Here is an 18,978-nt window from a genome sequence, read left to right on the forward strand (position 1 = left end):
AATCCAAGGGATCGAATGAAGCCGGTAGCCGACGCGGTTCGCCGCACTGCTGCACAATGTCCAGCGCCACTGCACACCATCTTCATCACGCTCGACTTGATGAAGCGCATGGGCGTTCCGGTCGACGTCGTGCTGAAAGGCACCGGCATTTCTCCATCAGACATCGAACGACCCGGCGCAATGGTGACGCATGCCCAGGAAATGGTTCTGTTCGCGAATGCGCTCGAGGCGACCGGCAACAGCGCGATCGGACTGCATATCGGCCATGCGATCCCGGTGACGTCGTACGGCCTGCGTGGCCACGCGATGCTGGTGAGCCCGACGTTGGGCGCCGCGCTGCGCCTGGGCTTCGAGCACCCGCTGCTCGGTATCAGCTATTTCAGGATACGGGTGACCACGGCGGGCGAGACCGCGAGAATCACGGTGGGCGGCTATACCTATCGCACCGATCTGCTTGTCGTCAATACCGACATGGTATTTACGGCGGTACGCCGACAGATACGCGACCTGATCGGATGCAATCCCGATTTCTCGAAAATAGGGTTTGTCTATCCCGAGCCGCCACACGCGGAGTCTTACTCGGAATACTTCAACTGCCCGATCGAATTCGACGCCGACGAGAACTACCTCGAATTGAGTGCATCGACGCTGGAAATCGCGCTTCCGCTCGCACATCCACTCGAATTCGAAACGGCAAGGAAGGCGTGCGCCAAACGTGAATTTGAACTGGCGCACTGGGTTCCCTCCGACCTCATCGGGCGGCTGCTCGGCCTGATGTATGAGGACCCCACGTGCCAGGATGTCGCGGAACTATCTCAAAAACTCGGCATTTCGATGCGGAGCCTGCAGCGAAAGCTTCAGGAAATGGGCACGTCGTTTAGTGCTTTGTACGATATTGTCCGCCAGGACCTGACGTCGCGATATCTATCGGAAAGGGAATACACGGTGAAGGAGATAGCCGCGAGACTGGGGTACAAGAATACCTCCGCGTTCAGCCGGGCGATGAGGCGCTGGTCGAAATAAACCGGCTCGCGCGCAACGCGGCGAGCGGACGGCCCGGTGTCGGCATGCGCCCGCCTGCCGGCCACGGCGCGATCGACGCACTGGCCGGCACGGCGGCCAGCACGTCATCGCGACGCCGGTTGTCGATCGCTTCCCCGATAGCTTGTTGGCCCACGTGAAGGGCACTGTGATGGCGGCGAAGGCCGCCGGCGTCATGGACGATGTGGGCCTTGCCCCGCTCCATCGGGATCGACACGGCGTCAGGATCGCTCGACGGGCCGGCGAACACGCTTTCAGCCGCAAGCCGCGCGACTACCGTTGCCCGGCCGGCAACTTCATGTCGAAGGTCGGTTCGCCGTCGCCCGCATATTTCGACCACGCATTGATTGCGGAGACACGTCGCGTCAGGCGCGGATGCGTTCTGCAAATCTCGACGATAAACCCGGAAATCTCGGGCACGCTGCCCTCTTGCGCGGCGAACGCCTCGGCGTTCATGGAGTCGTTCAGCCGCTGACAGCCACATCCAAGCATTTGCAATGCGCTTCGAGATGCGTGCGCATCTTTCGACAGATACGCGCCGATGCTGTCGCAGGTGTACTCTCTCGCGCGCGAATAGGCCTTACCCAGAAATGGAACGATGTGCGCCGGCAGTTTAATGAAATTCATCCACGGGTTCAGGTGTCCGGCAGCATGATGTCCGATTTCATGGCCGATCACGAAGCGCACCTGCGCATTATTGTTTGCCTGCACGAGTGCCGATGTCAGAAAGACGTAACGACCGCCCAGGATGCGTCGGGCAAACGCATTGAACAATCCATTCGAATTGTAGATAAACGTTTTCGGCGTCTCGCCCAGCCCGATCTCCTTCGCTCCCGCCTCCACCATCGCGTAAATCTCGGGAAACTGGGACGGGCCAAGCAGCACCATGTTCCCGAACGCGATCGCGCGATACATCACACCGGCCACCCAGCGGAACGCCACGAACGCAATGGCGTATCCGACGTACAGATGGACCGTCGCGCCAAATTTCGGATGACCCCAGTAGTCCCACACCAGTTCCGCGATCGCCACCCACAGAATGACTCCGATCACCATCATGATCCAGTGATAGACATTTTCCTTTTTGTTGCGAAGCTCTCTCACGTTCATTGCAATTCCCTTTTTTATGCTTCAACTCCGGTCTTTTCGATTTCCGGTGACGCGTACCCGATGATGTTCCGGCTTTCGCCATCGACATCTTTCCTCGGTTGCGCTTCCCCCCGCGGTACTGGCCTATTTTGATTCGCTTCCCGCGATCCGGCAATGACACGCCCCTGCGATCGACCAACAGCCGCCGCATTCGACTATGCCTCGCACAATTGCCACGCGTGAATTCGCAACGGGCACGCCATCCTCACGCCAGCGATCTGCCGGCAGTACGGATGCATGTATGCGGACAGCGTAGCCGTCCGGTCGCCGCGCGGGATCGAATGGAAGCCGTTCGCCGTGCGAGCCGGCGCGCCTGTCGCCGGATTCGAGATGCGCGCGCCCGTGCGCGACTGCCTGCCCCGGCGCCGGCCTGCCCGCCGGCGTCGCAGGCAGGTGAATGGCGGGAGCGGCTCGCCGCCGATCGACGAAGCACCCGATCATGCGCGAAAAAGGGAGGCCCGGCGCGATCGCGTACGAACGTCCGCGCGCTCAACCGGCGGACGTCGGCTCGTTCCGCGCCGCGACGCCCGCCGCCGCGGACCCGATCCACCCGGCCGCCGCGATGGCCGCCGCCGTCACGATCATCATCGCGCCCCACCCGACCCGCGCGTTGAGCACCCCTGCCGCCACGGCACCGCCGGCACCGGCCGCGTAGTACAGCGTCAGATACGCTGCACTCAATGCCCCGGCCCGCGCCGGCTGGATCGCGACGACACACATCTGGTTCGCGACCTGTGCGGCAAAGCAGCCGGCATCGAACAAGGCCAGCCCGACAGCCAGCCATCCGGGACGACCGAGCGCAACGCCGAGCAGCAAGGTCGACACGGCCGAGACGAAAAGTCCGCCCCGGATGACCGCGCGATCGCCGAATCGATCGGCGAGTTTTCCGGCCACGCGCGTCACGCCGAGGCCCAGCACGCCCGCAAGACTGTACGCACCGATCGCGGCGGCACCCAGGTCATACGGCGGCTCGGCCAGACGAAGCGCGAGCCCCACCCAGACCAGGTTGAACGCGAAGAACCAGAGCATGCCGGCGCAGGTACGGCGCCTCAACTGCGCACTGTCGCGCAGCAACCGTGGAATGGCACCGATCGCGTTCGCCCGGCCGGGCAGCCCCTCCGGCCGGCCGCCGGGCAACAGCACTGCACCACCGACGGCGGCCAGCGCAACGCATCCGGCCAGCACGAGCAATGCGCCGCGCCAGCCGCACCATTGCGACAACACGCCGCCCACGAAACGGCTCAGCAGGATCCCGGCGGAAATGCCCGCCGACACGGCCCCCATCGCCACGCCGCGCCGTTGCGGATCTGCATGCTTGCCGGCGACGGCGCTGCACTGCGCCGCCACCGTGGTTGCCGCGCCCACCAGAAAAAAGCCGGCGTCGAGCGCGAGCGGCCCGGGCGACAACGACGCGCACGCCAGCAACAACGCGAGCGCGCCCATCTGCATCGAGACGAGCACCCGCGGACTGAAGCGGTCGACCAGCGGCACCAGCACGGCGAGGCCGACCAGATAACCGAGCATCGTCACGGAGGCGAGCGCCGCCATGCGCGACGCCGCCACGCCGAACTCGCTCGCGATGGCCGACAGCGACGGCTGCAACGCATAGCCGTTGGCGATCGCCACGCCCGCCGCCACTGCAAGCACCGCCGTCGCGGTGCGGGACAGCGGCATGCGGTTGCCGGCAACGGTCATGCCGTGGTCCTGACCGCGATCGCCTCGACTTCGACCAGGATCTCCGGATCGACGAACGGAAGCGCATGCACCAGCGAAAACGCCGGCCGGATATCGCCGTAGATCTCCCCGTGCGCGCGTGCCGCGGCTTCCCAGTTGTCGAAGTCCGCGACCACCAGGCGGCTCTGGACGACGTCCGACAACGAGAAACCGCTGTCCGCGAGCACACGGTCGATCGTCGCCAGCGCATCGCGCGTCTGCGCGTACACGTCCGCGCCTTTGCCGGCCGTCCCCGAAATGTAGATGGTGTTGTCGACGACCACCGCGCGCGAGTAGCCGACCTTGGGCTCCCACGGGGAGCCGGTGCTGATCCGTTTTCTCATCTTGAAGATCTCTCCAGTCAGGTTGAGAAGCATCGCCTACTACTTGGGTAGTAAGTTCGAGCGATTGTATACTACTCCGGTAGTTAATCAAGAAGCCCCATACAGGTCGTCGTGGGCGCAGGAGCCGAAACACATGAGCGAAAACACGGAGCTGATCACGTCGTTGATCCGGCTTGGATTCACCCAGTACGAAGCGCAGGCCTACGCGGCCCTCGTCGGGCAGGCTGCGCTGACGGGCGCGGAAGTCGGCCGGCGCGCCGGCATGCCGCCATCGAAGATCTATGAAACCCTGGGTCGCCTGGAAACGCGCGGTGCGGTGCTCGTCAACCGGTCCGAGCCCGTCCGCTATGCGGCCGTGCCCCACCGGTCGCTGCTCGAGGATTTGCGCACGCGCTTCAATGCGGATCTCGAACTGGCCGCAGGCGCGCTCGACCGGCTGCCGGTTCAACAGGAGCCTGGGCTCGTCTGGTCGTTGAGCGGGCGGGAAGCGATCGCCAGCGCGTTCGCGCGCGTCATCGTCAATGCGAAAACACAGATTTTCGCGGGTGTCTGGGACGAAGAGATCGACGACCTGGGGCCGCTGCTCGAGGCCGCCGCGGCACGGGGCGTCGACACGCACGTGGCGATTTACGGCAATCGCACGCTCAACGGGCCGCGCCACTACGACATGGCCAAATGCGGAGCGAGCGCGAGGCTGAGGCTGTCCGGCCGCCGGCTCGCCGTCGTCGTGGCGGACAACACCGAGGCAGTGGTGGCTGAATTCGGCGATCATTCACCCGATCACGCCACCTTGACCACCAATCCGGTCATTGCACTGCTTGCCGTCGAGTACATCAAGGCGGACGTGAGCGGGCGCGTGTTGATCGACGCAATGAGTCCGGCGGAGTACAGGAAAGTCCTCAAGCATCCCGACATGCAGGCGATGCTTGCGCCGCTCGACAAGCCGAGCTGACCCATGCGACCCTGCGCGGCTGCCGGCGCATCGAGCCGCGCGCACTTCACCCAGGTACGGTAATCACCATCCTCACGCGAGCGTCCAATGACCGCCTATGCCTTCCGCCTGCTCAATGTATTCGCCGAATCGACGTTCGGCGGCAACCCGCTTTGCGTATTCGAGGATGCGCGCGGCATGGACGACGCGACCATGCGGGCGCTCGCCGTGCAGTTCAACCTGTCCGAAACGACCTTCGTGCTGCCGTCGGAGCGCGCGCATGCGCGGGTTCGCATCTTCACGCCGGGCTACGAGATGGCCTTTGCAGGCCATCCGACGCTCGGCACCGCGCATGTCGTGCGCGACCTGCTGGGTGCGGACGACGCTCTCACACTCGAATTCAAGGCCGGCGTGGTCGACGTCAACGCGCACGACGACGTGTGGACGTTTACCGCGCCGCATGCCGGCATGCCGAAGACGGCGGCATGCGAATTGTCCGATACCCGTATGGCGGCGTTGCTGGGGCTGACGGAAGACGATCTGCTCGCATCGCCGATCTGGGTCGACACCGGCGCCGATCAATTGCTCGTCGCGCTCAAGGATCCCGAAGCCGTGCGCCGCGCGCAGCCTGACAGCGCGGGCCTCGACATCTGGCCGACCAGCAGCCTCGGCCGCAAGACCGCGTATGTGTTCACGTTCGATGCCGAGCGTCCGGGCACGGTGGTGTCGCGCTACTTCTTCGTGAAGCAAGGCAGCGTATCGGAAGACCCGGGGACGGGATCGGCCTGCGCGAATCTGGGCGGGTGGCTGCTTGCGATGAACCGCGACCTGCCTGCCGCGTTTCAGGTCGAGCAAGGTGAAGCCGTCGGCCGGCCTTGCCTGCTTCGGTTGTCGGTCAGCGCAAGCGGGACGATCGGTGTCGGTGGGCGCGTGATCGAACTCGGGCGCGGCGTCGTCAACGTATAGACGCGCCGGGCGGAAATATCGCCGCGATCTTCAGCATCGCGATGCGCGCGAGCAACCCGTTGCGATGACGAATCGGCCGCTACCGTCCGGCAACCACTGGATCGGAAATGCGGTGCGGCCGCCCCGCCCGCCACGCCGCGATATGCTGACGACGAGGTCGGCAGCTATTGCCGGATCGATACGCCGCCAGCACTGCACACGCCGCCGCGTTTGCTATGCTGCGCGCATCGCCAGCCCGAGTCGATCGCCGACATGAACACCCCCGCCCCCGACCTCGCCCGCACGCTGCGCACCTCCTGCGACGCCTGCTTCGGCACGGCCACCGTCTGGCCGCTCGTCGAGCTCGCGTATGGCGAGCCGCAACGCCACTACCACACGCTCGCGCACCTGGCCGAGCTGTTCTCGCATCTCGCACCATTTCGCGCGGAACCGCTGTGGCCGGTGATCGAGCTCACGGTATGGGCGCACGACTTCGTGTACGCGACGACGCTGCCCGATTATGCGGACAACGAAGCACTCAGCGCGCAATGGCTCGTGCAGGTCACGAACGCGCACTGCAGCGCATCCTGGTTGCGTGCGCACGCATCGCACGTGTCCGTTGCACACGATCTCGTGCTCGCGACGAAGTCGCACCGGCTGCCCGATGCGTTCGCGTCCGCCCCCGACCTCCAGCGCGCCGGGCGGATTTTTCTCGATGCCGATCTCGCGATCCTCGCGGCTGCGCCCGATCGACTGCACGAATACGACCGCGCAATCGCACGCGAGTGGGCGCAGGATCCCGATGCGCCGTCGGCTGCGTTCCGCACGGGCCGCAGGCAGGCGCTTGAACATCTGCGCGCGCAGGCCCCGCTGTTTCAATCGGCGGAATTCGCATCGCTCACGTCGCGCGCGCAGCGCAATCTCGATGCGCTGATCGCCACGTACGCATAAGCGCCGGGCAAGAACACGCGAACGCGCCTGTCTAGCCACCGCCGGGTCGGTCGAGCCGACCCGACACGCCCGGCGACCCTACGCGCCAGGGCGGCATGACTGCCTGCAGTAGCCCCCCGCAGCACCGGGGTTTCGCCTCGTCGCCGTCATACGGCATCACACGATAAAACGGCAGAAATCTCGATCTCCCGGAAAGCACCCCCGCGCCACGCGCAGCGATCGCCACCCTCCTGCGCTGCTCAGCGGACTGCCCGCGAATCTTTCAGATCGCGCTGCCGTTTCCCCCTTCGGCCCCCATCGTGACGCTCAGGCCAATGGCCGCACGACCCGCGGCGGACCATCGGTTTTTCGCGGCCATCGTGAAGGCCACGAAAGAATTCCGGCGCGACGCATACGAGCTGGCCGAGGCGGCCCGCTGCTAGCGGCATGCGCAACCTGCAGATTCATCCGGAGTTGTTGCACAAGTCGAGCGTGAGGACGAAGTGGCCGTCATGTTGATGACCTCAGGCAATGCGAACAGATTGCGGACGCACGAGGTTCTCCACGCGACTACCCGCAAGTCATAACAGAGACACCGAACCGGGCTGTCGTGCGTCAACGCCAGCCGACCGCGGTCCCGTCCGATTGATACAACAACGCCCCTGATCGATGCATCGGGGCAGCCTGGATGTAGCGACACGCCGTAATGGGATGTAATGGATTTGCTGCGTGCGGCGGGGTACTTATATCGGGCGCGATATTTCGCGCGTCGTGTCCAAAACCGATGTCACCGGAGCAGTTAGATGGTTGCGCGCTTAAGCAGGTCTTGTGCGAAGGACGGTGTGATTGCCTATCAGGAAAGCGAAACCATGTGGGCTGCCATCGGGCCGCTGACCGACGTCACACCGCCCCTCCTGAGCGACAGGATTTCCACCGCGCAGGAGCAAAGCGGTTCCGCGATCGTCGCCAGGAATGACGCCGGCCAGTGGAGCATCTACGGCATTCATGTTGGTGGCCGTGCAGCCGCCAACATCGGCTGTCGAAGCAACGAGATGGTCAGGGCCAACATGGTGGGCTGGATCGATGGCCGGACGGCCGATGATTTTGCCACCATCGCCGACGAGTGGATACGGCGCCGGAATTGGCCTGAGTCCGGGCGCTCGCGAAGCAATGCGCTGTACCAGTCATGCCGCGCGACGCCGGTTGCGCACCGGGCGGCATTTCAATTCAGATCATAAATTGAGGGCGATCATGACTTCTGATCCGGTAGTTACGTACGATGAGGATGGTATGTCCGCTGCAAAGGCCAAACCTCCTGCTTATGCGGTTTTGTACGACAAGGTCGGGACATTTCTTATAGCCTGGAAACGGACGAGGGCATACTATTTTTTAAGTGAAAATGGACAAACGGTCAATTACAACGGAATTGATTTGACCCAAAAAAAGGGCGGCGGATTGAATGCTCTGCCTGGCGGCGCAAACGACGAAAACGATACGGAGAAGTGCGCCAGGCGTGAATTCCTGGAAGAGACCGGCGTTAGCTTGCCGCCGATTGACGGACCTGACGGGATAAAAACACATTCCTTCGAAAACGATTTATATTCCGCCGCATATTTTCGTGTGAAGGTTGGGGACGTAGCGAGCGCGTACACTGCGATCTCGTCGAAATCCATGCCAAATTCAAATAAGATCGTTTCCCAAATAATCAACGAAAAATATACGAAGCGATCGCAGGTCATGGATTATGTCAAGAGTGAAAATATTTCACCGTGGCCGGAGGACAATGAGCTCGATTCAGTTGCCTGCTGGAATATCAAGAATGTAAATCAGTGGGCAGAGATTGAATCGTGGAAAGGGAATCAAACAATAGGCTGGTATTACGAGATACTCAAATATTTACGTGTCGACATCTTCCGCTTGACCGTTTAGGTAGGTGACCTTGCGCGCGTTTGCCGTGCGCTCGGGTCTGGCGGCACTGGGCTGGCGTAGCGTTGTTGCATCAATCGGGTGGGCATGCCGCTGGCTGACGTTGACGCACACCAGCCCGATCCGGCGGACCTGTCAACACTTCGGGTTCCTGCGCAAATTCTCGATTTCCGGTTTCGAGAAGATGCGCAGGGGCACAAGCAAGACGTGCGAGCCGAAGGCCCGGTACCGCGTGAGGAGCTGGCCGGCATACAACGCGAACCTGATCAATCGAGGTAACGTCACGGTGTGAATCGATGAAGCCGTCCTTGGCATCCCCCGAGCCGATCGCATTGCCTGAGGCCGTCAACATGACGGCCACTTCGCCCTCACGCTCGATTCATGCAACGGCTCCGCTTTGCGCTGATGGCGTATCTGCTTGCCACCCCGTACTTCTTCCACGATCCGCCGCTGAATTCCGGGAATCACGTCTTTCACGAACGGGCGATCACGACCGCCGCGCTCGAGGGCACGCTCGTCACCCCTGTTTTGCCTGGCAGCTCGCCGATTGTCGCGAGGCCGACAGCGAAACAACCTGCGGCGATCACCGCGCAGCCCGTTCCGCACCCAGATTGCGCCTCCCCTTCCCCACCAGGCGCAACCTTCCTAACGTCATATGATTGCATTTTCACATCAAATGTGATTTTATTATCACATTGTGCATGCCGCCGCCCACCCACGCGCGCAGCGCACCCCATACCAAGGAAGAGACGCAGATGGAGACAATCGCCGTCATCGGCAGCAACATGGTCGACCTCGTGACCTACGTCGCACGCATGCCCGCCCGGGGCGAAACGCTCGAGGCGCCGAATTTCGAGCTCGGCTGCGGCGGCAAGGGGGCGAACCAGGCGGTCGCGGCCGCCCGCCTCGGCGCGCGCGTCGTGATGGTCACGAAGGTCGGCGACGACGTATTCGCCGACAACACGATCCGCAACTTCGAGCGCGAAGGCATCGACACCACGCACGTGCGCAAGGTCGCCGGCGTGCCGAGCGGCGTCGCGCCGATCTTCGTCGAACCCGATTCGAGCAACAGCATCCTGATCGTCAAGGGCGCGAACCGCCACCTGACACCGGCCGACATCGATGCGGCCGCGCCGCAGCTCGCCGAATGCGCACTGATCGTGCTGCAGCTCGAGATCGAGCTCGACACCGTCTATCACGCGATCGAATTCGGCGCGCGCCACGGCATTCCCGTGCTGCTGAACCCAGCGCCCGCGGCGGCCGATCTCGATTTCGAGCGGATCCGTACCGTCGAATTCTTCGTGCCGAACGAAACCGAGCTCGCGATCGTGTCGGGCATGCCGGTCGATTCGCGCGACACCGCAGCGCGCGCCGCCGAAGCGCTGGTCGCGCGCGGGCTGAAGCACGTGCTCGTCACACTCGGCAGCAACGGTTCGCTGCTGGTTTCGCGCGACGGCGTGCGGCACGTACCCGGCGTGCCGGTCGACGCGCGTGACACGACGGGCGCCGGCGATGCGTATATCGGCTGCTTCGCGCGCTGCTACGCCGCGTCGCGCGACGCGCTCGACGCGATGCGTTACGCGTCCGCGTACGCCGCGCATTCGGTCACGGGCCTCGGCACGCAGAAGTCGTACGCCGACACCGCGACCTTCGAACGCTTCCTCCGCGACGCCGGCATCTGAACGGCGCCTTCATCGACGAGACACTTGGGAAGGAGACACCCATGAGCCGAGCCAGGATCGAACACACACCCGACGGCTATTACCTGAACCGCACGCCGCTCTTCGCATTCACGCTGCTGTGCTGCCTGTTCGCGCTGTGGGGCACCGCCGCGAACCTGAACGATGTGCTGATCGCGCAATTCAAGAAGTCGTTCTTCCTGTCCGATTTCGAATCGGCGTTCGTGCAGTCCGCGTTCTATCTCGGCTACTTCTTCCTCGCGATTCCGGCCGCGACCGTCGTGAAGAAGTTCAGCTACAAGACGACGATCCTGGTCGGCCTGCTGCTCTACACGACCGGCTGCCTGCTGTTCTTCCCGGCCGCGTCGATGGCGAAGTACGGGATGTTCCTCGTCGCGCTGTTCGTGATCGCGGCGGGCCTGTCGTTCCTCGAAACCGCGTCGAACTCGTATTCGACGCTGATGGGCCCGCGCGACACCAGCACGCGCCGGCTGAACATCTCGCAGACGTTCTATCCGTTCGGCGCGATGGCCGGCGTCTACATGGGCAGCTTGCTGATCTTCAAGGAAGGCGACGCGTCGCACGCGCAGCTTGCCGCGATGTCGGCGGCCGAAGCCCACGTGCACCAGCTCGCGATGATTCAGGCCACGCTCGAACCGTACAAGTGGCTGATCGTCGTGCTCGTCGCCGTGTTCATCGTGTTCGCGTTGACACCGTATCCGGCGTGCAAGGGCAACGGCCCGAGCGCAGCCACGCACAAGATCGACGCGCGCGGCACGCTCGCGCGCCTGTTCGGCAACCGGCGCTTCGTCGCGGGCGTGGTCGCGCAGTTCCTGTATGTCGGCGCGCAGGTCGGCGTGTGGAGCTTCACGATCCGGCTCGCGATGCAGATCGGCGGCCTCACCGAGCGCGGCGCGTCGCACTACCTGCTCGCGACGTTCTTCGCGTTCTTCGTCGGCAAGCTGATCGCCACGCTCGTGATGAAGCGCGTCGGCCCGGCCAAGGTGCTGATCGTCTACGGCATCCTGTGCATCGCGCTGCTCGCGTACACGATCAGCGTGCACAACATCACGGCCGTCTATGCGGCCGTGGGCGTGAGCGTGTTCCTCGGCCCGTGCTGGCCGACCATCTACGGCCTCACGATCGACGGGCTCGGCAAGGACACCGAATACGGCGGCTCGATCCTCGTGATGAGCATCGTCGGCGGCGCTGTCGTGCCGCTGATCCAGGGGCTGATCTCCGATCACACGGGCGGCAACATGCAGCTCGCATTCGTCGTGCCGCTCGCGTGCTTCGTCGTGATCGTCTACTACGGCTTCTACTGCCTGCGCCACCTGCCGGCCGCGACGCCCGACGCAGCCGCCGACGGCCACTCGCCCGCGCGCTACGCCGCCACGCGCAACACGTCGGGAGCATGAGCATGCGAGGCGAAATCGAACTGCGGCGCGACGACTTCCGCGACACGCCGCGCACGCTGTACCGCACCGACGGCGTGACCGTCACCGCGTTCGCGTATCCGTCCGGCGTCGAGGCGCTGAAGCTCGAGAACCGGCGCGGCCACCTCGTCGTGCTGCCGTATCTCGGCCAGATGATCTGGGCCGCCGCGTTCGACGGCCGCGACCTGACGATGAAGCACATGTTCCGGCAACCGAAACGCGCGACTTCGATCATCGATACCTACGGCTGCTTCATGTTCCACAGCGGGCTGCTGCGCAACGGCTGCCCGGGGCCGGACGACACGCACGCGCTGCACGGCGAGATGCCGTGCGCGCCGATGGATCGCGCGAGCCTCGTCGTCGACGCGGATGCACGCGGTGCGATCGTCGAAGTGACCGGCGAGTACGAATACGTGCAGGGTTTCGGCAGCCACTATGCGGCGCGTCCGTCGGTGCGGCTCGCCGAGAACGACGCACAGATGACGATCGCGATGGACGTGACGAATCTCGGCGGCGCGCCGATGGACCTGATGTATATGGCGCACCTGAACTACGCGTACGTGCCGGGCGGGCGTTTCGTGCAGTCGCTGTCGCACGGCGGGCTGCGGCTGCGCGACAGCGTGCCCGCGCACGTGAAGCCGACCGCCGCATGGCGCGACTACACGGCCACGCTCGCGCGCGAGCCGGAGCGGCTTCAGACGCTCGATGCGCCCGCGCTGTACGACCCGGAGATCGTGTTCTTCATGAACGGTGCGGAAACGGATGCCAACGGCGTCGCGCATTTCCGGCTCGAGCATCCGGATGGCGGCGCATTCCACACCGCGTACCGCCCCGAGCAATTCCCGCATGCGACGCGCTGGATCCTGCACAACGCGGACCAGCAGGTCGCCGCGTTCGCGCTGCCGTCGACCTGCGAGCCGGAGGGTTATCAGGCCGAACGCCGCAAGGGCCATGTCGCGACACTCGCGCCGGGCGCGACGCGCCGCTTCGAAGTCGTCACCGGCTACCTGAGCGCGGCGGAAGCACGCAATGCTTGATGCGATGCAAAGCGCGATGCGCGCCCGCGCGGCGTCAGGTCACGAGCGCGATCCCGTGTTCGCGGATCGTCGTTTCGTAGCGGCGGCTCAATTGCCCGTCCGAGATCACGTAGTTGAAGTCGGTCAGTTCGGCGAAATAGGCCGCGCGCACTTCGTCGAACTTCGTGTGGTCGACGAGCAGGAAGCGGTTCTGCGCACGCTCCATCACCTTCTTCTTCGCGTCGACTTCGTGGAAGTTGAAGCAGGTCACGCCGCAACGGTCGCTCACGCCGGCGGCCGAGATGAACGCCTTCGACACGCGCACCGTGTCGAGGATGCCCGTCTCGGCCACCGACTCGAACACCATGTTCTTGCGATGGTACGCGCCGCCGCACAGGATCACGCTGCAATGCGGCTTCTGCTGCAGCTTCGCGAACACGTTCAGCGAATTGCAGACCGCGGTGAATTCGAGGTCGTCCGGAATGAAGTCGACGACGAACGGCGTGGTCGAGCCGCAGTCGACGAAGATCGTGTCGCCGGTCGTCACGAACTGCGCGGCCAGCTTGCCGATGCGGCGCTTCTCCTCGGTCTGCCGGTTGTTCTCGGCGCTGACCACGTACTCGCCGATATCGCTGCGCTGCGCGGCGAAATGGCGGGTCACGTAGCCGCCGATCAGGCTGAGGCCGTGCGGGTTGTCCGCGAGATCGCGGCGGATCGTCATTTCCGATACGCCGAACAGTTCGGCGACTTCCTTCAGATGAATCGCGTTCTGCCCTTGCAGCACGTTCATCAGTGTCTTGATTCGTTCGCCCTTCTTCGTTTCCATGCCAGTATCCTGCGTGCGCGCCGCATCCGTCGCTTGTCGTGCCGGGCGCGCGGGCCCGGCCGGAATGTCGTATTTGTAACAAACCGATGTGAAAACATCAACTTTACGTGTGCCCTTCCGGCACGCGATCCGTGGAGTCCTGAAACATGCCGCTTTCCAACGCCCAACTCGCTCAAACCATCGATCACACGCTGCTCGCGCCCGACGCGAGCGACGCGCAGATCCGCGACCTCTGCCGCCAGGCGGTCGAGCATCGCTTTTACTCGGTCTGCGTGAATTCGGCGAACGTGCCGCTCGCCGCGCGCGAGCTGTCCGGTACCGGCGTGCTCGTCTGTGCCGTGGTCGGGTTTCCGCTCGGCGCGGGGCTGTCGGCCGCCAAGGCATTCGAAGCCACCGCCGCGATCGCGGCAGGCGCCGGCGAGATCGACATGGTGATCAACATCGGCGCGCTGAAGAGCGGCCGCGCCGACGACGTGAAGGCCGACATCGAAGCCGTGCACCGCGCCTGCGGTGCGGTGCCGCTCAAGGTGATCCTCGAAACGGGGCTGCTGACCGACGACGAGAAGGTGCGCGTGTGCGAGATGTGCCGCGACCTCGGTGTCGCGTTCGTGAAGACGTCGACCGGGTTCGGCCACGGCGGCGCGACGCTCGCGGATGTCGCGCTGATGCGCCGCACGGTCGGCCCCGTGCTCGGCGTGAAGGCATCGGGCGGCGTGCGCGACCGCGCGGCCGCGCTGGCGATGATCGAGGCCGGCGCGACGCGGCTCGGCACGAGCTCGGGAGTGGCGATCGTCACCGATCAGGGCGGCAGCGAGTCGGCGTATTGACGACGCGGGCTACCGACGGCCGCGCTGATGCGGCCGCGGTGGTACGCTTGGCGCTCCCGCGCGCCGGTTCGCGCGCCGCTCCTTCGCCCGTCCGATGAGAACGCTTTCCGTCTGGTTGAGATCCGGCTTCCTGCTCGCGATCGGCATCGCGGTCGTGCTGTGGGGCGGCTTCACGTTGACCGATGCCGTGATCCTGCGACGCGCGCAGGCATGGCCGCGCGTGCCGGCGACCATCGAGCAATGCGCGGCGACGCTGCAATACGGCCGGCACTCCGCGTACTGGGAAGTCAGCGCGCGGTTCCGCTACGGCGCCGGACGAGAATATTCCACCGTGTGGCAGCCCGCCGATGCGCTGACGGACGAGCACGACCCGACGCCTGCGCGCATCGACGCGCAGACGGCCACGTATTGCGGCGCGCTCGCGCAGGACGGGCTGCGCGTGTCGCCGGCCTTTCCCGGCATCGCGCGCCTCAATGGCGCGGTGATGTCGGACGAATGGGAATTCAGGCTGATGCTGGGCGCGGGGCTGCTGCTTGCCGGGCTGCTCAACGGCTTCGCCGGCATCTGGCTGCTGCGCAACGGCGATCCGCCGCAGCGGCGCCTGTTCTCGCGAGAATAGCGCGGCGATCGACGGACGGTGGCCGTCCACCCGCTGCCTTGGCCGGTCGATCAACCACCGGGCGCCAGCCCCGCGATCCGTTCGCGCAGCCGTGGCGCAACGAAATCGAGGAATGCGCGCAGCTTCAGCGGCATCGGCGCCTGCCCCTTGTGCACCAGGCTGACCGGCAGCGGTTGCGATTCGAACGTGTCGAGCACCACCTCCAGCGTGCGATCGCGCACCGCCTGCGCAACCTGGTACGACAACACGCGGATCAGCCCGACGCCGAGCACGGCTGCATCGATGGCCGCCTCGGCCGTATTCACCGCGAAGCGCGAGTGCACGGGCACCGTCAGCTCGCCCTTCTCGCCATCGAACACCCACGCGCGCCGCGACGCCAGCACCTCGAACGTGATGCATTGATGCCGCGCCAGATCGGCCGGTTCGACGGGTGTGCCATGCGCCGCCAGGTAAGCCGGGCTTGCGCAGATCACGCGGCGCACGCTGCCGACGCGGGTCGCCATGAAGCTGCTGTCGGGCAACTCGCCGATCCGCAGCGCAACGTCGATCTGCTCTTCCATCAGGTGGGTGACACGGTCGGTCAGCACCAGCCGCACGTCGATCTCGGGATACTGCGCGAGAAATGCAGCCACCACCGGCACGACATGCAGACGCCCGAACACGATCGGCGCCGTGACGATCAGTTCGCCACGCGGCGCAGCGTATTCGCCGGTGGCGACGCGCTCGGTTTCCGCGATGTCGTCAAGGATGCGCCGGCAACCCGCGACATAGGACTCGCCCGCCTCGGTCAACGACAGTTGACGCGTCGTGCGATGCAGCAGCCGTGTATTCAGGTAGGACTCGAGCTCGGCGACCTTGCGGCTCACGGTCGCCAGCGGAATGCCGAGCTGGCGCGCGGCGGCCGACATGCTACCGGCATCGATCACCGCCACCAGCAGGGACATCGACTCGAGGCGGTTCATGTTGCCTCTCGAATTTCGGAAAGATGATTCCAGATTCTGGTGGATTATCTTTTCCAGAGCAAGGACGTACGCTGCTTTCACGTCGTCCCGCCGGCCGCCTCCGCTGCCGGCGGTGTCGGATCGCCATGAAAGGAGCCTGCCATGAACGAATTGCCCCTCGCCTCCGGCATGCCGCCCGTCGCGGCCGCCGCAGCGCATGCCGCCGCGTCGCGCGGCAGGATCGTCGCGATGGCCGCCATTGCCGGCGCGGTCGTGACCAACATCTATTGCACGCAACCGATCCTGCCGCTGATCGCGCGGGATCTGCATGCCGACCCGGCGACGGCCGACCTCGTGGCCGGCGCGGCGCTGCTCGGCTTCGCAACCGGGCTGGCGCTGCTGCTGCCGCTCGGCGATCGCTACGACCGACGCAAGCTGGTGCTGGGCCAGATCGTGCTGGCTTTCGCGTTCGCGGTGGCATCCGCGCTCGCGCCGGGGGTCTGGGCGCTGATCGGCGCCGCATTCGGGCTCGGCGTGGTCAGCTGCGTGCCCCAGCAACTGGTACCGTTCGCGGCCGTGATGTCGGCGGCCGGCGAACGCGGACGTAATGTCGGCACGGTCGTCACCGGCATCATGGTCGGCATCCTGCTCGGCCGCGCGGTCAGCGGCCTGATCGCCGCGCACGCCGGCTGGCGCGCGGTGTACGGCGTCGAGGCTGCCGCGATGGTGCCGGTTGGAATCGCCGCCGCGTGGCTGCTGCCGCGCGGCGTGCCGAGCACCACGCTGCAGTATGGCCGGCTGCTCGCGTCGCTCTGGACGCTGGCGCGCGCGCATCGCCCGATCCGTGAATCGATGACCGTACAGGCGCTGCTGTGGGCCGCGTTCAATGCATTCTGGGTCAATCTCGCGGCGCTGCTTGCCGACGGCCCGTGGCATCTCGGCAGTGCGTGGGCCGGCGGCTTCGGCATCATCGGCGCGGCAGGCGCGCTGGCCGCCACGATCGGTGGCCGGGCGTCGGATCGCATCGGCACGCGGCGCGTGATCGGCCTGGGCATCGCGATCGTTACCGTCTCCTACCTGATCCTCGCCGGCGCCGGCAGTTCGCTCGCGCTGCTCGTGATCGGCGTGGTGGTGCTCGACATCGGCGTGCAGGCCGGTCTGGTCGCGAACCAGACACGCGCGTTCGCCGCCGATCCGAACGCACAGGGCCGCATCAACAGCCTCTACATGACCGCAACGTTCGTCGGCGGTGCGCTCGGCGCGATTGTCAGCGGCGCGCTGATGGCCCGCGTCGGCTGGCCTGGCGTGGTCGCGTTCGGCATCGCGGCCGGGCTCGCCGCCGCGCTCGTGCATCGCAGCGGGGGGCGGGGCTGAGCCGGCGCGCACCATGGTCGACGACACGCTCGCCCACAAGGCGCTTGCGCATCCGTTCCGGCGGGACGTGCTGCGCTGGCTGAAGTCGCCCGACAGGCTTCCGGGTGACGTACGCCTGCACGCGTGCCACGGCGTGCCGCTCTCGGCGATTGTGGCGCGCAGCGGGTTGTCGCAATCGACCGTGTCGGCACACATCGCCGTGCTGCGCGAGGCCGGCCTGATCGTGGCGACGACGGTCGGCCAGTGGCGCTTCGTCGCCCGCGACGACTCGGCCATCGCGGCATTCGTCGCGCGGGCCGCGCGCGATCTCTGACCGGCAAAGGCAGGCACTGACAGATTCGACAGGGGCGCCGCGATACCGCTTCCGCCCGCTCCGCGACATCGGCACAATGCCGCTCATGCGCCAAGACAACGCCTTCGTGTACCCATCCGCCGGCCCCATCGGCCGCCTCGCCAACCGGCTCGTCGCGAACCGCCCGCTGCTGCGCACCCGCCGCGCGCTGCTGTCGCGGCTGCCGTTCCTGCAGCTCGCTAGCGACGTCGAGAACGTCGTGTACTGCACGTGGCTCGTCGAGGTTGCCGCCGTCGCGCACCTGGTGCCGCGCGGCGTCACGCTCGCGAGCCGCGACGGCCGCACGCCGTTCACGATCCTCACCTATGCGCACCGCCATTTCGGCCCGCGTATCGCGGGCCCGCTGCGACGCCTGTTCCCGTCGCCGCTGCAAAGCAACTGGCGGCTTTACGTCGATGCGCTGCCGGGTGGCGTGCCGGCCGATCGCACGGTGCTGTTCGTGAAGAACGTGTTCGATCATCCGCTCTATGCGCTCGGCAGCCGGCTCTTCAGCGACGCGCTGCCGTCGCATCTTGCCGCGCGCTTCACGCATGCCGCGCAGGACGGACGTTATCGAACGCTGCTGTCCGGCGGGACAGGGAGCGCGCCTGATTTCCACTGCTCGGCGGGCGTGTCGAGCGACTACGCGCTACCCGCCGCGTTCGCACCGTTCTTCGGAAGCTGGCGCGACGCCGTCGCTTACCTGTCGCTGCAGCACGCGGCCGTCGCGCATGTCGCGGACTGCGACGGCCTCGCCCATGCGTCGATCGACCTGCCGATCGACATCGATGCGGTCCGGCCGCTGAAACCGGTCGAACCGGTGGGCGGCGGCGAGTTCCTCGCGCGCATCGGCGCGACCGGCGAACCGCTGTGCTTCGTCGTGCCGGATGTCGCGTTCCGCGTGTTGTCGGAACGGGTGTTGTAACGCCCTGCTCAACTCGCTCGCCGCG

The 18,978-nt window shown here is 65.6% G+C and carries 20 protein-coding genes and 1 pseudogene; 15 read left to right on the forward strand and 6 right to left on the reverse strand.

Annotated elements, in window-relative coordinates:
• The first annotated feature begins 15 nt into the window (after positions 1 to 15).
• A complete protein-coding gene (locus ACPTTF_RS36850) occupies positions 16 to 1,023 on the forward strand; it encodes an AraC family transcriptional regulator (RefSeq protein ID WP_423372431.1) in 1,008 nt (335 codons plus the stop codon).
• On the opposite strand, the gene ACPTTF_RS36855 is transcribed toward ACPTTF_RS36850, so the two are convergent.
• The 4 genes from ACPTTF_RS36855 to ACPTTF_RS36870 form a co-directional block, all read right to left on the reverse strand.
• Positions 992 to 1,291, reverse strand: coding sequence for a hypothetical protein (locus ACPTTF_RS36855; protein ID WP_423372432.1), 300 nt, complete (start codon positions 1,289 to 1,291; stop codon positions 992 to 994). The genes ACPTTF_RS36850 and ACPTTF_RS36855 overlap by 32 nt on opposite strands.
• A 23-nt stretch (positions 1,292 to 1,314) precedes the next feature.
• Complete coding sequence (locus ACPTTF_RS36860) at positions 1,315 to 2,151, reverse strand: M48 family metallopeptidase (protein WP_423372433.1); 837 nt, start codon at positions 2,149 to 2,151, stop codon at positions 1,315 to 1,317.
• Positions 2,152 to 2,679: 528 nt separating this feature from the next.
• Positions 2,680 to 3,885, reverse strand: coding sequence for an MFS transporter (locus ACPTTF_RS36865; RefSeq protein ID WP_423372434.1), 1,206 nt, complete (start codon positions 3,883 to 3,885; stop codon positions 2,680 to 2,682).
• Entirely contained in the window at positions 3,882 to 4,247 is a 366-nt protein-coding gene (locus ACPTTF_RS36870) for a RidA family protein (protein WP_166959298.1), read from the reverse strand. The genes ACPTTF_RS36865 and ACPTTF_RS36870 overlap by 4 nt, the downstream gene beginning before the upstream one ends.
• 133 nt (positions 4,248 to 4,380) lie before the next feature.
• Between ACPTTF_RS36870 and ACPTTF_RS36875 the strand changes: the two genes are divergently transcribed.
• The 9 genes and pseudogenes from ACPTTF_RS36875 to ACPTTF_RS36915 all read left to right on the forward strand — a co-directional run bounded on the left by ACPTTF_RS36875 (position 4,381) and on the right by ACPTTF_RS36915 (position 13,131).
• Complete coding sequence (locus ACPTTF_RS36875) at positions 4,381 to 5,199, forward strand: TrmB family transcriptional regulator (RefSeq protein ID WP_423372435.1); 819 nt, start codon at positions 4,381 to 4,383, stop codon at positions 5,197 to 5,199.
• Positions 5,200 to 5,286: 87 nt separating this feature from the next.
• On the forward strand, positions 5,287 to 6,144 hold the full coding sequence (locus tag ACPTTF_RS36880; protein ID WP_423372436.1) for a PhzF family phenazine biosynthesis protein: 858 nt from the start codon (positions 5,287 to 5,289) through the stop codon (positions 6,142 to 6,144).
• Between the two features lie 252 nt (positions 6,145 to 6,396).
• Complete coding sequence (locus ACPTTF_RS36885) at positions 6,397 to 7,074, forward strand: hypothetical protein (protein ID WP_423372437.1); 678 nt, start codon at positions 6,397 to 6,399, stop codon at positions 7,072 to 7,074.
• Between the two features lie 821 nt (positions 7,075 to 7,895).
• Complete coding sequence (locus ACPTTF_RS36890; RefSeq protein WP_423372438.1) at positions 7,896 to 8,291, forward strand: hypothetical protein; 396 nt, start codon at positions 7,896 to 7,898, stop codon at positions 8,289 to 8,291.
• Positions 8,292 to 8,304: 13 nt separating this feature from the next.
• A complete protein-coding gene (locus tag ACPTTF_RS36895) occupies positions 8,305 to 8,982 on the forward strand; it encodes an NUDIX hydrolase (protein WP_423372439.1) in 678 nt (225 codons plus the stop codon).
• A 181-nt stretch (positions 8,983 to 9,163) separates the two neighbouring features.
• Positions 9,164 to 9,268, forward strand: a pseudogene (locus ACPTTF_RS36900) (IS5/IS1182 family transposase); the annotation flags it as partial.
• A gap of 466 nt (positions 9,269 to 9,734) precedes the next feature.
• On the forward strand, positions 9,735 to 10,661 hold the full coding sequence (gene rbsK, locus ACPTTF_RS36905) for a ribokinase (RefSeq protein ID WP_423372440.1): 927 nt from the start codon (positions 9,735 to 9,737) through the stop codon (positions 10,659 to 10,661).
• Between the two features lie 41 nt (positions 10,662 to 10,702).
• Positions 10,703 to 12,076 (forward strand): L-fucose:H+ symporter permease, encoded by a 1,374-nt coding sequence (gene fucP / locus ACPTTF_RS36910; RefSeq protein WP_423372441.1) that lies wholly within the window; start codon positions 10,703 to 10,705, stop codon positions 12,074 to 12,076.
• Positions 12,077 to 12,078: 2 nt separating this feature from the next.
• The gene (locus ACPTTF_RS36915) at positions 12,079 to 13,131 is read left to right on the forward strand and encodes an aldose 1-epimerase family protein (RefSeq protein WP_423372442.1); all 1,053 of its coding nucleotides are present in this window, start codon (positions 12,079 to 12,081) and stop codon (positions 13,129 to 13,131) included.
• Between the two features lie 34 nt (positions 13,132 to 13,165).
• Here ACPTTF_RS36915 and deoR read toward each other — a convergent pair whose 3' ends face one another.
• Positions 13,166 to 13,936 (reverse strand): DNA-binding transcriptional repressor DeoR, encoded by a 771-nt coding sequence (gene deoR / locus ACPTTF_RS36920; protein ID WP_166959280.1) that lies wholly within the window; start codon positions 13,934 to 13,936, stop codon positions 13,166 to 13,168.
• 146 nt (positions 13,937 to 14,082) lie between these two features.
• Between deoR and deoC the strand changes: the two genes are divergently transcribed.
• Both deoC and ACPTTF_RS36930 read left to right on the forward strand, forming a co-directional pair.
• A complete protein-coding gene (gene deoC, locus ACPTTF_RS36925; protein ID WP_423372443.1) occupies positions 14,083 to 14,763 on the forward strand; it encodes a deoxyribose-phosphate aldolase in 681 nt (226 codons plus the stop codon).
• 94 nt (positions 14,764 to 14,857) lie between these two features.
• On the forward strand, positions 14,858 to 15,382 hold the full coding sequence (locus ACPTTF_RS36930; RefSeq protein ID WP_423372444.1) for a DUF3592 domain-containing protein: 525 nt from the start codon (positions 14,858 to 14,860) through the stop codon (positions 15,380 to 15,382).
• Between the two features lie 50 nt (positions 15,383 to 15,432).
• Here the strand turns inward: ACPTTF_RS36930 and ACPTTF_RS36935 are convergent, their stop codons facing one another.
• Positions 15,433 to 16,344: a LysR family transcriptional regulator gene (locus ACPTTF_RS36935; RefSeq protein ID WP_423372445.1), complete on the reverse strand. Its 912-nt coding sequence runs from the start codon at positions 16,342 to 16,344 to the stop codon at positions 15,433 to 15,435.
• A gap of 141 nt (positions 16,345 to 16,485) precedes the next feature.
• Between ACPTTF_RS36935 and ACPTTF_RS36940 the strand changes: the two genes are divergently transcribed.
• The 3 genes from ACPTTF_RS36940 (at position 16,486) to ACPTTF_RS36950 (ending at position 18,953) form a co-directional block, all read left to right on the forward strand.
• The gene (locus tag ACPTTF_RS36940) at positions 16,486 to 17,697 is read left to right on the forward strand and encodes an MFS transporter (RefSeq protein ID WP_423372446.1); all 1,212 of its coding nucleotides are present in this window, start codon (positions 16,486 to 16,488) and stop codon (positions 17,695 to 17,697) included.
• A gap of 13 nt (positions 17,698 to 17,710) precedes the next feature.
• Positions 17,711 to 18,010 carry an ArsR/SmtB family transcription factor gene (locus tag ACPTTF_RS36945; protein WP_166959272.1) on the forward strand — a complete coding sequence of 100 codons (300 nt, stop codon included), beginning with the start codon at positions 17,711 to 17,713 and terminating at the stop codon, positions 18,008 to 18,010.
• A 76-nt stretch (positions 18,011 to 18,086) separates the two neighbouring features.
• The gene (locus tag ACPTTF_RS36950) at positions 18,087 to 18,953 is read left to right on the forward strand and encodes a DUF2071 domain-containing protein (RefSeq protein WP_423372447.1); all 867 of its coding nucleotides are present in this window, start codon (positions 18,087 to 18,089) and stop codon (positions 18,951 to 18,953) included.
• Positions 18,954 to 18,978: the final 25 nt, after the last annotated feature.

Source organism: Burkholderia crassaminum (assembly GCF_964265005.1).
Taxonomy (GTDB): domain Bacteria; phylum Pseudomonadota; class Gammaproteobacteria; order Burkholderiales; family Burkholderiaceae; genus Burkholderia.